Source organism: Chryseobacterium ginsenosidimutans, assembly GCF_024807225.1.
In the GTDB taxonomy this organism is placed as follows: Bacteria; Bacteroidota; Bacteroidia; order Flavobacteriales; family Weeksellaceae; genus Chryseobacterium; species Chryseobacterium ginsenosidimutans.
In genome coordinates this window covers 538,653-551,556 of sequence record NZ_JANUCO010000001.1, presented here as the reverse complement: position 1 = coordinate 551,556, position 12,904 = coordinate 538,653, and the positions used below count along the sequence as shown (strand labels likewise).

The window sequence follows — 12,904 nt, the reverse complement described above, 5'->3', positions numbered from 1 at the left end:
TTACCAATTCGCTACAATATCGTTAAATATCTTGTTTATAATTCTGTCCGTTGCAATTTTCACCTGAGAAGTTTCGATCTCAGACTGCGAAAGATTGCTGTTGAATACCGCCTCGTCAGAATATGATCTGTCGAAACTGGAATCCGGATGAATTTTGTTTTCGTAATGCACTTTCACCGTGATTGTCAGTTTATTTTGAGATTCGTTTACTATCCCTCCCGTATTTTGATTCGTTGTCGTAGTAGAAACCAATCGTCGTCGGTGTTATAGAGTAATCTGTAATCTCTCCTTCCACCAGAATATCAGGATTTTCTTTTGTTCCTTTTAAAGTTGTTCTCTGTAAAAAACGATTCTGAATATCTGTTGAAAACTGCTGTGCCAATGTAGGATTCACCAAAGCCGCATTGTTTGGAAATTCGTTGATCTGTATCGTTTTTTCATCTTTAAGAGACGAACCGGTAAAGCTGTAACAAGAGTTTAAAACTCCTAAACATAATAATAACAACCAGAATTTTGGTTGTCTGATGTTGATATTTTTAATCTTAAAATTCATTTTTAGTTCCGATTTCTTGTATTTCGTCGTGCATAACCTGTTGCATTGCATCTTCATAAGCAAAATAATGAGACGTATAAACCAATGGTAAAGTAAAAATAACTCCAATAAAACAAGCTATAATTCCCAGTTGCCCAAGAATTGCAATAACAAGTGAGTATAAAAATATTGTTAACAAATTACCTTTTGTCATTGGCAAAGACATCTTCCAAGCTGTTTTGATATCTTTTACTCCTCCCAGAGAGATCAATGCAGGAATATAAAATCCTTTTAAAACAACCACAAAAACGCCAATGTAAACAGCAATAATGTAAGGAACCATAATTACTGAAGCCATTGGAGAAGGATCTTCTGAAAAACCACCTGAAATAAGCATTATGATCATTAAAGGAATATAGATGGCAATAACTCCCCCTAAAATAATTAATTGTAATATTAAATATGGTGAAAAATCGTCAAAATTGAAAATATCTCCTGCACTTACATTTTTTCCTGCTTTTAAATCTCTACAATATTTGTAAAAATTCCCGAGAGCCAAAAGACCGCAGAAAGGAATAATTGACATCAACATGGTCAATAAAAATGCTCCAAACAGGCTTCCGAAATTACTTTTCAGAAACTCATATCCGTTGCTGATATATTCTCCCATTTTAAAATTGACCGGCTTCGCATTAATTTTCATCATAATTTAATTTTTTTAGTTTATTCTTCTAAGTTATATTGTTTTATTTTTCTGTACAATGTTCTTTGTGAAATTCCTAATTCATCTGCCGCTTTATTTCTTCTTCCTTTATGTTTTTCTAAAGCTTTGATAATCAAATCCTTTTCATTATTCTGAAGAGATAAAGATTCTGGTCTGTTTTCTTCAATTTCAATATCTTCAAAATCTTCATAGCTGTCTTCAGGACTCGAAATAATCGTTGGAGTCTGAACCGTCTGATTATTACTATTATCTTCAAAATACAGTAAAGAATTTGGAGCTGTATTCTGCTGAGGCTCTGGAGTATAAATCCTGTTGATTAAATTTTTCTCCTGATTGCTCAGATCAGAATTTCCGCGATTTTTTATCAATTCCGAAGTTAAGGATTTTAAATCATTAATATCGTTTCGCATGTCGAAGAGAATTTTATACATAATTTCTCTTTCACTGCCAAAATCACTTTGTTTTTGAGAATTCGGTGTATTTACCACCATCGGAAGATGGGTTTCCATCGGGATATATTCGGCTAATTTTTCTACGGTAACGTGTCTATTTCTTTCAACAACCGTCATTTGTTCAACCAAATTTCTTAATTGACGTACATTTCCGGGAAAAGTGTAATTTTCTACATAATGAACGGCTCCTGGTTCCAATTCCAGCTCCGGCATTCTGTATTTTTCGGCAAAATCTATCGCGAATTTTCTGAATAATAAATGAATATCACCTTTTCTTTCTCTCAAAGCCGGCATATCAATCTGTACCGTATTCAGACGATAAAACAAATCTTCCCGGAATCTTCCGTCATGAATTGCCTTCATCATATTCACATTGGTTGCCGCCACGATTCTCACATTCGTTTTCTGAACCTGTGAAGAACCTACCTTCATGAATTCACCGCTTTCCAAAACTCTCAACAAACGAACCTGCGTCTGCAAAGGCAATTCCCCCACCTCATCAAGAAAGATTGTTCCACCATCTGCGACTTCAAAATATCCTTTTCTGGTTGCTGTAGCTCCTGTAAAAGCGCCTTTCTCGTGCCCGAATAATTCGGAATCGATCGTTCCTTCCGGAATGGCTCCACAGTTTACGACGATGTACGGCTGATGTTTTCTTTTTGATTCTGAGTGAATGATTTTCGGAATAAATTCTTTACCAACACCACTTTCTCCAATCACAAGGACTGAAATATCTGTTGGTGCCACCTGAATCGATTTTTCTAATGCTCGGTTTAAGGCTGGAAAATTTCCGATAATTCCGAAACGGTTTTTTATATTTTGTAGCTCGCTGCTCATAAGTAAGTTTTAGATTATTTTTCTACAGTTTTAATTTTCATCTGTAGAAGTTGAGTTAATTTGTTAAGAATGATTTTAATTTTATCTTTATAATAATTAACCGATTATGCTTAAATAATCTTTATTTCTGACTTTTGAAACTTTAGTTTTAAAATATAAAATATCAGCAAAGAGACTTTCTTTACTATTTTTCTCGAAATTTTTCAGAAGCTGATTGTGTTTTTCTTTTTCAGAAAAATCTGCTTCGGATTTATTTTTATAAGAATTGTTTTGTTGTTTTCCTGAGAAGAATTTCTCAATAAGATCAATCGCATTTTGTTTGTGACCAATGGCAAAATTGCGGATCGGCGCATCCTTTAAACAAAACTCTTGTGAAGCTTCACATTCATGACCTAAAATTCGGTTATAAATATCATACAGCTGTTTGCAATCTTCACTTTTGATAGATCCGTTGCTTACCTGCGCGGAGATATTGCTGCAGATTATTACCAACAATACACTTAGGCAATATTTATGAAATTTTTCCATTGTCTGAGTTTAAAATGTTAATAAAATCTTCTTTAGTTGGCAATACCGTAAAATATTTGCTTGCAAAAATCTGCTCATTATCTTCCGGCAAAGTATATCGCACCAACGCTTCACTTTTATCCTGACAGAGTATAATTCCTATTGTTTTGTTCTCGTCGTTTAATTTTATTTCACGGTCATAAAAATTAACGTACATCTGCATTTGCCCAATATCCTGATGTTTCAGTTCGCCGATTTTTAAATCAATTAATACAAAACATTTTAAAATTCTGTTGTAAAAAACCAAATCTATTTTAAAATGCTTTTCTTCGAACGTTATTCTGTTTTGTCTTGCAACAAATGTAAAACCTGTCCCTAATTCTAACAGAAAATGTTCTAATTTATCTATTAATTCAGATTCCAGTTCATTTTCGGAGTAATTTGCTTTTTCAGATAGACCAAGAAATTCCAAAATGTAAGGATCTTTGATGAGATCTTTTGGCTTTTCCAAAATCTGACCTTTCTCAGAAAGTTGAAGAATTTCTTCTTTATTTTTACTTAAAGATAATCTTGTATATAAAGCGGAGTCGTACTGTCTTTGCAATTCTCTTAAGCTCCAATTATTTTTGAAACTTTCAATTTCGTAGAATTTTCGTTCCCCAATATCTTTTATACGCATTAATTTCAAATAATGCGACCATGAAAGATTGAATTTCGCAGATGGTGTCTGCGGAATTTGAAAAACATCAGACACTTTACCCATTGAGTTTTGAGATTTCCGAGACAGTGTTTCGGAAATTGGATTTGAAGAATTCGTCAACGGTGTTGACGAAATTTGTTCAGAATAAGTTTTATAGAAAAATCGCATTCTATCAAGATTTTCTACAGAAAAGCCTTTTCCAAATCTATCTGTCAGATGAACTGACAGATCTTTCAAAAGTTTTTTACCATATTCAGCTCGATTTTCTCCATTTTGCTCGTCCTCGACAATCATTCTGCCAATTTCGAAATACGTAAGAACAATGGTCTGATTAACGGCTACAACAACTCTATTTCTTGCATCTTCCAATAATGCAGAAATGTTTTTCAAAAGCTGTTCTTTCGTTAATTCCTTAGACATATTTTACTTTGTAACAGTTTCCCCTAAAAGTGTGCCCTGCGTATTGTCGAAAACAAAAACATTCACAAGGTCACCCATTTTTTGCCCTTCCTGCATATCAAATACACAAACAGCATTTTGAGAATTTCTTCCTTTCCACTGGTTTTTATTTTTCTTGGAAATTCCTTCGATTAAAACTTCATGTACTCTTCCGACATAACCTTCCATTCTTTTTCTTGAAAGTTCGCCCTGTAAAGCAATTACTTCCGCCAAACGTCTTTGTTTAACATCGGCAGGAATATTATCTTCCATCTTTTTGTGAGCCGGAGTTCCCGGTCTTTCGGAATAAGAGAACATATACCCGTAGTCGAATTCTACTTCTCTCATTAAACTTAACGTATCTTGGTGATCTTCTTCTGTTTCATTGCAGAAACCGATGATCATATCTTGTGAAAAAGAAATATCAGGAACGATTTCTTTCGCTTTTCTGATTAATTCTAAATATTCTTCTCTTGTATGTTGTCTGTTCATCGCTTCCAGCATTTTATTGCTTCCACTTTGAACCGGTAAATGAACATAATTACAGATATTATCGTGCTTTGCAATCATTCTGAACACCTCCAAATCCATATCCTGAGGATTGGAAGTTGAGAATCTAATTCTCATTTGCGGAACAGCTTTAGCCACCGAATCAAGCAATTGCGAAAAATTAACAGCCGTTGCTTTCTGCATTTCTGAAGCTTTGGCGAAATCTTTTTTAGGACCGCCTCCGTACCAAAGGTAAGAATCAACGTTTTGCCCCAATAAGGTAATTTCTTTATAACCGCTCTCCCAAAGGTTTTTACATTCTTCTAAAATAGAATGCGGATCGCGGCTTCTTTCTCTACCTCTCGTAAACGGAACCACACAGAACGTACACATATTATCACAGCCTCTCGTAATCGTAACGAAAGCCGTAACTCCATTTCCACCTAAACGAACAGGATTAATATCTGCGTAAGTCTCTTCTTTTGAAAGAATCACGTTAATTGCATCTCTTCCGTCTTCGGTTTCTTTTAAAAGGTTTGGTAAATCTCTGTACGCATCGGGACCAACTACAAGATCAACCAATTGTTCTTCTTCTAAGAATTTGGTTTTCAATCTTTCAGCCATACATCCAAGAACACCAACCGTAATGCTTGGTCGTTCTTTTTTAAGATTTTTAAACTGTGCAAGGCGCATTCTCACGGTTTGCTCAGCTTTTTCACGGATGGAGCATGTATTTAAAAGGATAAGATCTGCTTCTTCTACCTTCAGAGTTGTGTTATACCCTTGCTCATTAAGAATCGATGCAACGATCTCAGAATCAGAAAAATTCATCTGACAACCGTAACTCTCCAAGAATAATTTCTTTGAGTTACCGTCTCTTTCCGCAATGGCAAAAGCCTCTCCCTGTTTTGTTTCGTCTATATATTTTTCTTGCACAATGGTCTGTTTAAGGTTTAAAATTTAAAGCTCAAGGTTTTCCGACTTTGATTTTTTAAACTTTGAACTTTTGAATTAATTTGCAAAGATACAAAATCTTGTGACAGAATGGCAGGAGATTAGTCGAAGTTAAATGTTAAAGGAAGTCTAAAATGATATTTCACAGGAATATCGTGATAAGTCGCAGGTTTCCATTTCTTTTTAATAGATTTTATTGATGCTAAAATCATTTCATTAAAATCTTTGCTATCGGTTTCTTTTGATAATTTCACATCTTCTATTTTTCCTTCTGAGTTTATAGCAAAGGTTGCCTCGACCGTAAATTTGACGGAAGCTTTTGTTGAAAACCTTCTTGTATCTATACTGTTTGCCACTTTTTTTCTAAACTCCTGAATTCCACCCTCGAATTCCGGAGCCTTAGAATACATTTCCGGAAGATAAGAATCTACATATTTTTCAAACAAATCATCAGCGAAGATTTGAATTTTTACTAAAGCTGCTTCTTTTTTACCATCAACCTCAGCAGGAGTCCAATCTTTCATGTATTTTAAAACAATTCTTGTGAGATCAAACGTACACTTAGAATTGGAAATTTTAGCGCTATCCTGTTTTACAAATTTTATTGTAGAATCAGGATATACAACTATTTCCAAATGATAAAATTCATTCTTATCATCACAAGGTTTAAGATTTTTTTCTAAAAGTATTTTATGGAATTGTTTGTAAAATTCGACTCTGCCTCCTTTATAAAACTCCATTCCATCAGGATAACTTTCAAGGATTTGTGCATTAGAAATGAATGAAACACAAATCAGACACAACAATAAAATTCTCTTAATCAACATCATATACATCATGGCTAAAATTAACTTTCATCACAAATTTAGAATCTACCGCAACTCCGTTTTGTGTTGCAGGACTCCATTTGCCTTTTACTTTTTTGGCAGCATATTTTATATCATCAATGAACATTTCATTGTCTTTGAATTTCGGAAGAACATCAATCCTGTCGATTTTTCCTTTTGTATCAATATTAAATATAAAGGTAACCTTGCCTTGAATTGCATATAAAGCAATATCAATGTAAGCATGAACCATATTCATGAATTCCTTTTGGAAAGCTTCGTTGCCACCGGGAAATTCTGCTTTGTGATAATTGGTAGATGTTTGCTGAGCCTGAACTGCAGTTTCCTGCGAAAATACTTTACCGCTCGAAAACAATAAAGGAAGAATTAAAAGATATTTTTTCATGGTTAATAAAGATCGGTTTATACGTCTGTTGCAATTGAAGAGAGATTTATTTTTATTTTCACTTGCGATGTTACTGGTTGTCCATTGCATGTTGCGGGAATCCATCCTTTTTTAATTCTTCTTACTACATACTTCATATCATCAAAGAAAACCTGGCTGTTGGAAACCTTTGGAGAACCTTCGATATTGGTAACTTTCCCTTTTTGGTCTACTGTGAGAGTGAATGTAAAATCTCCGTTAAGAACATAAAAATCCGTATTCAGATAATCATACATATACTTTCTCAATGTTTCTTTGTAAGCCGGAATTCCGCCTTCAAAATTGGCTGCTTTAAAATCGCTACAATTCTTTACAGCAACCTGAAGCAAAGGTTCTTTGATGTCTATCTTAAGAATATTTTTATTGTTTTCTGTAATCATATTATCATCTCTTTCTTCAACATCAACTTGCGCAAAGGCAAAATTGGATACCAGAAGTCCTATAAACAATGCGAATGTTTTCATAAGCTTAATTTTTTGAAATTGATACAACAAAATTACAACCAAAAAACAAAGAAACCTCACCTTACAGCGAAGTTTCTTATTAATTTTTATCTTGATAAATTAAATCTCAGACTGCGCTTTACTGCCTGTTTCTTTAAGAAATAATGAAACTAAAATTGCTAATATAATTCCCACAATCCAAAATAAAATGGATTGCTGAAAATGAATATTTCCGGAGGATGCTTCAAGGCTTTTCCCAAACCATCTGCTGAAAAGAGGACTTACCAAAGTCGTCACTCCGAAAGTGATAAAATTAATCGCTCCTGTAGAACTTCCTTTTACAAAATCAGGATTGGCTTCTTTAATCACAGAATACGGAATCATTGCTGCGCCCGAACCCAAACCAAAAATAAACATGCTGATTTTTGCAGGATATACATCAGGCAAATAAATCAATTGTAATAAACTTAAGATCATCAATACAGCTCCAGCTATCAAAACAGGCTTTCTGCGACCTATTTTATCGGTAATAAAACCCAACAACGGACATCCAAAAACCCATCCGAAGGCAACCATCGCACTGGTAATCGTCGCTTCATGAAAGATAAATCCTTTGTCTTTTTGGAAAAATGCGACTGCCCAAGTCATTGCAAATATCGTGGTAGGCGCAAATAATAGTCCCGAAATAATTCCGCACAACCATGATTGTGGATTTTTAAAGACAATTTTATATGGTTCTAAATATCCTAAATGATGTGTTTTATTTTCCTGTGAATCTTCAGATTTATCTTCTTTAGGAATAACAAAAAACAATGCAAATGCCGTAATAATGGTAAAAATTCCTGCCCAAAGCCAAAAAGTATGAATATTCACGCCTTCTTCAACCCAAGGTCCGACGATAAACTGACCTGCCGTTCCGCCCAACATTCCGATACATTGAGTAAAACCGATCGCTGTAGCCAAAGACTTTGAAGAAAAACCTTTACTCGCCAGATAAACACAGCCCGGAAATGCAAAAGCGCAACCCGCTCCCTGTAATAATCGCCCCGAAATTCCCGCAACCTGACTGGAAATTAAGAATAATAAGCATCCTATTCCTAAAATCAACGTTCCGATAAAAAGAGACTTTTTACCGCCGAATTTGTCTAAAGCAATTCCCGCAATCAAACTGCATGTGGAATACGTATAATAATACATTCCCACCATGCTGATCAGTTTCAGTTCGGTGGTATTAAAATTATTAACCAATTCAGGAATCATAACCGCCGGTGCAGATCTGATGACATAATCTAAAAAGTAAAAAATAAGCCCAAAAACCCAGGCAATGATGTAGAATTTCTTCAAAGACGCACTCATTATAGCAACCCTTTAATATGTTTATAGTTTGTTTTTACCGTATCTAAAGCTTCTTCCATTTTGCCACCCAACATCAGTTGTGCCATAGATTTTGTCATTCCTATCACTTGGTCGAATTCAATTTTTGGAGGTAAAGCCAACGCGTTTGGATTCGTGAAAATATTGAGTAAATAAGGTCCGTTATGATCAAGACATTCTTTAATCGCAGCTTCAACTTCTTCCGGTTTGTGAACATTTTTCCCGGGATAGCCCATTGCCTGAGCGATCATTCCAAAATCAGGATTTATCATATCTGTTTCATTATCGGCCATTCCGCCGACTTCCATTTCCAGTTTTACCATTCCCAACGCTCTGTTGTTGAAAACAATCAGTTTTACAGGTAATTTATATTGAAAAATAGTTGCCATATCTCCTAATAACATTGATAGACCTCCGTCTCCGCACATCGCAATCACCTGTCTGTCCGGATGAGCCAGAGAAGCGCCAATTGCCATCGGCATTGCATTTGCCATCGAACCGTGATTGAATGAACCCAACATTTTTCGCTCACCCGTTCCTGTAATATATCTTGCTCCCCAAACACAGCACATTCCTGTATCTACGGTGAAAATCGCGTCTTTTTTTGCTAATTTATCTAAAGTATGCGCTACAAATTCCGGCTGAATCGCATTTTCTGTCCCGAAATCTTTTACATAAGTCAATTGTGTTTCTTTTACTTTTTCATAAAATTCTAATTGCTGATGTAAAAAGTGAACATCTGTTTTTTCTTTTAATAAAGGCAATAAAGCTTTAATTGTTTCTTTCACATCGCCCGTTAATCCTAGTTCCAATTTCGCTCTTCTGCCCAATCTTTCAGGGCTTTCATCAATCTGAACGATTTTATTTTTAACAGGCATAAACTTCTGATAAGGAAAATCTGTTCCCAACATCAACAACAGATCTGCTTCGTGCATCGCGTGATAAGCGGAAGGAAGTCCCAAAAGTCCGGTTAAGCCAACTTCATTAGGATTATTCGGCTGAATTGCCATTTTTCCGCGGAAAGAATATCCAACAGGAGATTTTAAATATCTTGATAATTCTATAACTTCAGCATTGGCTTTTTCTGCACCAATTCCGCAGTAGATGGTCACTTTTTTGCTTTCGTTGATTAAAGCTGCCAATTGATTCAATTCTTCATCAGAAGGTCGAATAATCGGATTGGTTTTAAATATTTTATTGGAAGTGGTCGCTTCTTCAGCATCCAATTCTGAAACATCACCCGGAAGTCCGATTACCGCCACTCCCTTTTTAGAAATCGCATGCTGAATCGCGGTCTGCAAAGTCCTTTGAACCTGTTCCGGTCTTGTAATCATTTGGTTGTAATGACTGCAATCGTCGAACAATTTTATCGTATTTGTTTCCTGAAAATAATCCATTCCCATTTCTTCACTAGGAATCGTGGAAGCAATCACCAACATTGGAATGTGAGAACGGTGCGCTTCATAAACTCCGTTAATCAGATGAACGTGTCCCGGTCCGCAACTTCCTGCACAAACAGCAAAACCGTCAAGTTCCGCTTCTGCCGCTGCAGCATAGGCTCCAACTTCTTCATGTCTTACGTGAATCCATTCGATGCTGCTTTTTTTAACGGCAATATTTAAATGATTAAGGCTGTCGCCGGTTACTGCATAAATTCTTTTCACATTTGCATTTTCGAGCATTTCAACAATTTGCTCTGCTATGTTTTTAGCCATAATTATAGTTAAATCATTATAATTTGTCATAATATTTTATATCTTTGAGCATGTGCTATTCAATAGATTTTCGCAAGCAATTATTTAAGATTAAAGATCAAGACAATCTTACTTATCAAGAAGCCAGTGAACGATTTGGCGTTCCAATAAGAACACTTTTCAGATGGAATAATTGTATAGAGCCCAAAATAAAACGCAACAAACCATCAACAAAAGTTGATGTCGAAGCTTTACGACAAGATGTTGTAGAAAACCCTGACCATTACCAATATGAACGAGCCAAGAAATTTGGAGTAGGTCAAAGCACGATATTCTATGCTTTAAAGCGTTTGGGAATAAGTAATAAAAAAAACGCTATTCCATCCAAAAACTGATCAACTCTCTAGGCTTATCTTTCAATTAAAATTATTCCGATACGAGTTTATAGAAAAACGATCTATTATTTATCTGGATGAAAGTGGCTTTGCATTAGATATGCCAAGAGAAAATGGTTACAGTCAAAAAGGAGAAAAATGTTATGCAAGTAAAGATTGGCATGCCAGAGGAAGGGTAAATGCTATCGGAGCAATAACGGACTTCAAACTATTCAATGTTTGCTTATTCAATTGTAATATAGATGCTGATGTATTCTTCGCCTGGCTTACGCAAGAATTGTTACCTTCTATTGCTCCTAATTCAGTTATTGTGCTGGATAATGCTACTTTTCACAAAAGAGAAGATGCTCTATTGAAGGTTCAAGAACAAAGTCATATTTTGCTATTTCTTCCGCCTTACAGTCCAGACCTAAATCCAATTGAAAAAAAGTGGGCACAAGCAAAAAGCATAAGAAGAAAATTCGGATATACACCAGAAGAGCTTTTTATTTACGCAGATTTGTGACATTTTATTCTGATTTAACTATAATATTTTTGGTGGTTAAATTTATTTGAAAAAATGAGTAGGAATATGGATTAATGAAGACATTTCTTTAATTAAAAAAATCTCTTTCTCTCAAATTTAAGGAATAATAAATGTTTTAAAGATTCCTGAATATTAAAATTTACTTATAATCAAAAAAAAGACTCTGCAGGATTGCAAAGTCTTCTATTATTTTTAAAATTTAATTATTTCTTACATGAAGCTGTTATCGTGAGAAAAAATCTACAATACTTCAATCTGATTTCTCAAAAGGTCTTCAAATTCGTCTCTTTTTCTGATTAAATGAGCTTTTCCGTCTAAGTAAAGAAACTTCGGCAGGTTTTAATCTTGAATTAAAGTTTGAACTCATTTCAAAACCGTAAGCTCCCGCATTATGGAACGCCAAAATATCACCTTCTCTTACTTCATTCAGCTTTCTGTCCCACGCGAAAGTATCTGTTTCACAAATATTTCCGACTACGGTATAAATTCTTTCCGCGCCTTTTGGATTAGATAAATTTTCGATAACATGATAAGAATCGTAGAACATCGGACGAATCAAGTGATTAAATCCTGAGTTTACTCCGACAAAAACCGTAGCTGTAGTTTGCTTAATTACATTCGCTTTAACTAATAAATAACCGCTTTTTCCAACCAAAAATTTCCCCGGCTCAAACCAAAGCTCGAATTTCTTTCCTGTCGATTTTGAAAACTCAGAAATTACTCTTTCTACTTTTTTACCCAACGTTTTTACATCCGTTTCTTCTTCGCTGTCTTGGTAAGGAATTTTGAAACCGCTTCCCATATCCAGATATTTCAGATTCGGGAAATGCTCAGAAAGTTCCAGCATAATATCCAACGCCTGTAAGAAAACTTCAGGATCTTTAATCTCGCTTCCTGTGTGCATGTGAAGCCCTTCAACATTCAGATTCGTACTTTTCATCACTCTTTCGATATGACGAACCTGGTGAATAGAAATCCCGAATTTGCTGTCGATGTGACCTGTAGAAATTTTATAGTTTCCGCCAGCAAAAATATGCGGGTTGATTCTTACTAAAATAGGATATGTATTTCCGTATTTGTTCCCGAATTGCTCAAGAATAGAAATATTATCAATGTTAATATGTACTCCATGTGCCATTGCTTCCTCGATTTCAGCCAAGTCTACACAGTTTGGAGTAAATAATATTTTTTCTTTCGGAAATCCTGCTTTAAGACCAAGCTTCACTTCATTAATCGATACGCAATCCAAAGAAGCACCCAAGTTCTTGACATACTTAAGGATGTTGATGTTGGTCAACGCCTTCGCAGCATAGAAGAACTTTGTGTGTTTTAAAAAAGAAGATGTAAGTTTTTCGTATTGAATTTTAATCGATTCTGCATCGTAAACATACACCGGTGTGCCAAACTCATTGGCAATCTTTAGTAATTCTTTTGAATTCATAATTAATTAAGTAAAACTTCTTTTTTTGTTATTAAGAAAGTACAAATGTAGTGAGAAATTGTTTATATTTTAAAATCAATCACATAGAACATTATTCTTATAATTTCGATTTTACAGAATAAAAAA

Annotated in this window: 12 protein-coding genes and 2 pseudogenes; 2 read left to right on the top strand and 12 right to left on the bottom strand. The window is 34.9% G+C overall.

Annotated elements, in window-relative coordinates:
* From lptE to J3D55_RS02670, 11 genes and pseudogenes are all read right to left on the bottom strand, one after another.
* A pseudogene (gene lptE, locus J3D55_RS02720) lies at nt 1-553 on the bottom strand (LPS assembly lipoprotein LptE).
* Entirely contained in the window at nt 543-1,238 is a 696-nt protein-coding gene (locus J3D55_RS02715) for a hypothetical protein (RefSeq protein ID WP_259127777.1), read from the bottom strand. Before J3D55_RS02715 ends, lptE begins: the two are co-directional and overlap by 11 nt.
* A gap of 17 nt (nt 1,239-1,255) precedes the next feature.
* Entirely contained in the window at nt 1,256-2,545 is a 1,290-nt protein-coding gene (locus tag J3D55_RS02710) for a sigma-54 interaction domain-containing protein (RefSeq protein ID WP_259127776.1), read from the bottom strand.
* Nucleotides 2,546-2,641: 96 nt separating this feature from the next.
* The gene (locus J3D55_RS02705) at nt 2,642-3,073 is read right to left on the bottom strand and encodes a hypothetical protein (protein ID WP_259127775.1); all 432 of its coding nucleotides are present in this window, start codon (nt 3,071-3,073) and stop codon (nt 2,642-2,644) included.
* Nucleotides 3,057-4,172 (bottom strand): PDDEXK nuclease domain-containing protein, encoded by a 1,116-nt coding sequence (locus J3D55_RS02700; protein ID WP_259127774.1) that lies wholly within the window; start codon nt 4,170-4,172, stop codon nt 3,057-3,059. Before J3D55_RS02700 ends, J3D55_RS02705 begins: the two co-directional genes overlap by 17 nt.
* A 3-nt stretch (nt 4,173-4,175) precedes the next feature.
* Nucleotides 4,176-5,615, bottom strand: coding sequence for a tRNA (N6-isopentenyl adenosine(37)-C2)-methylthiotransferase MiaB (gene miaB, locus J3D55_RS02695; protein WP_259127773.1), 1,440 nt, complete (start codon nt 5,613-5,615; stop codon nt 4,176-4,178).
* A gap of 119 nt (nt 5,616-5,734) precedes the next feature.
* Nucleotides 5,735-6,463: an energy transducer TonB gene (locus tag J3D55_RS02690; RefSeq protein WP_259127772.1), complete on the bottom strand. Its 729-nt coding sequence runs from the start codon at nt 6,461-6,463 to the stop codon at nt 5,735-5,737.
* Complete coding sequence (locus J3D55_RS02685; RefSeq protein WP_259127771.1) at nt 6,450-6,866, bottom strand: energy transducer TonB; 417 nt, start codon at nt 6,864-6,866, stop codon at nt 6,450-6,452. The genes J3D55_RS02690 and J3D55_RS02685 overlap by 14 nt, the downstream gene beginning before the upstream one ends.
* A gap of 17 nt (nt 6,867-6,883) precedes the next feature.
* Nucleotides 6,884-7,369 carry a hypothetical protein gene (locus J3D55_RS02680; protein WP_259127770.1) on the bottom strand — a complete coding sequence of 162 codons (486 nt, stop codon included), beginning with the start codon at nt 7,367-7,369 and terminating at the stop codon, nt 6,884-6,886.
* A gap of 99 nt (nt 7,370-7,468) precedes the next feature.
* The gene (locus tag J3D55_RS02675; protein ID WP_259127769.1) at nt 7,469-8,692 is read right to left on the bottom strand and encodes an MFS transporter; all 1,224 of its coding nucleotides are present in this window, start codon (nt 8,690-8,692) and stop codon (nt 7,469-7,471) included.
* An 11-nt stretch (nt 8,693-8,703) separates the two neighbouring features.
* Nucleotides 8,704-10,437, bottom strand: a complete 1,734-nt coding sequence (locus J3D55_RS02670) for a thiamine pyrophosphate-dependent enzyme (RefSeq protein WP_259127767.1) — start codon at nt 10,435-10,437, stop codon at nt 8,704-8,706.
* 50 nt (nt 10,438-10,487) lie between these two features.
* Between J3D55_RS02670 and J3D55_RS02665 the strand changes: the two genes are divergently transcribed.
* Nucleotides 10,488-10,811: an IS630 transposase-related protein gene (locus J3D55_RS02665; RefSeq protein WP_259127766.1), complete on the top strand. Its 324-nt coding sequence runs from the start codon at nt 10,488-10,490 to the stop codon at nt 10,809-10,811.
* Nucleotides 10,780-11,316, top strand: coding sequence for a transposase (locus tag J3D55_RS02660; RefSeq protein WP_310467481.1), 537 nt, complete (start codon nt 10,780-10,782; stop codon nt 11,314-11,316). Before J3D55_RS02665 ends, J3D55_RS02660 begins: the two co-directional genes overlap by 32 nt.
* A gap of 261 nt (nt 11,317-11,577) precedes the next feature.
* On the opposite strand, the pseudogene lysA reads toward J3D55_RS02660, so the two are convergent.
* Nucleotides 11,578-12,778: pseudogene (lysA, locus tag J3D55_RS02655) on the bottom strand (diaminopimelate decarboxylase).
* Between the last annotated feature and the right edge of the window lie 126 nt (nt 12,779-12,904).

What these genes read in the sequence shown, in the direction of transcription:
- J3D55_RS02715 (WP_259127777.1), bottom strand. Translation starts at nt 1,238, where the DNA reads ATGATGAAAATTAATGCGAAGCCGGTCAATTTTAAAATGGGAGAATAT.
- J3D55_RS02710 (WP_259127776.1), bottom strand. Translation starts at nt 2,545, where the DNA reads ATGAGCAGCGAGCTACAAAATATAAAAAACCGTTTCGGAATTATCGGA.
- J3D55_RS02705 (WP_259127775.1), bottom strand. Translation starts at nt 3,073, where the DNA reads ATGGAAAAATTTCATAAATATTGCCTAAGTGTATTGTTGGTAATAATC.
- J3D55_RS02700 (WP_259127774.1), bottom strand. Translation starts at nt 4,172, where the DNA reads ATGTCTAAGGAATTAACGAAAGAACAGCTTTTGAAAAACATTTCTGCA.
- J3D55_RS02690 (WP_259127772.1), bottom strand. Translation starts at nt 6,463, where the DNA reads ATGATGTTGATTAAGAGAATTTTATTGTTGTGTCTGATTTGTGTTTCA.
- J3D55_RS02685 (WP_259127771.1), bottom strand. Translation starts at nt 6,866, where the DNA reads ATGAAAAAATATCTTTTAATTCTTCCTTTATTGTTTTCGAGCGGTAAA.
- J3D55_RS02680 (WP_259127770.1), bottom strand. Translation starts at nt 7,369, where the DNA reads ATGAAAACATTCGCATTGTTTATAGGACTTCTGGTATCCAATTTTGCC.
- J3D55_RS02670 (WP_259127767.1), bottom strand. Translation starts at nt 10,437, where the DNA reads ATGGCTAAAAACATAGCAGAGCAAATTGTTGAAATGCTCGAAAATGCA.
- J3D55_RS02665 (WP_259127766.1), top strand. Translation starts at nt 10,488, where the DNA reads ATGTGCTATTCAATAGATTTTCGCAAGCAATTATTTAAGATTAAAGAT.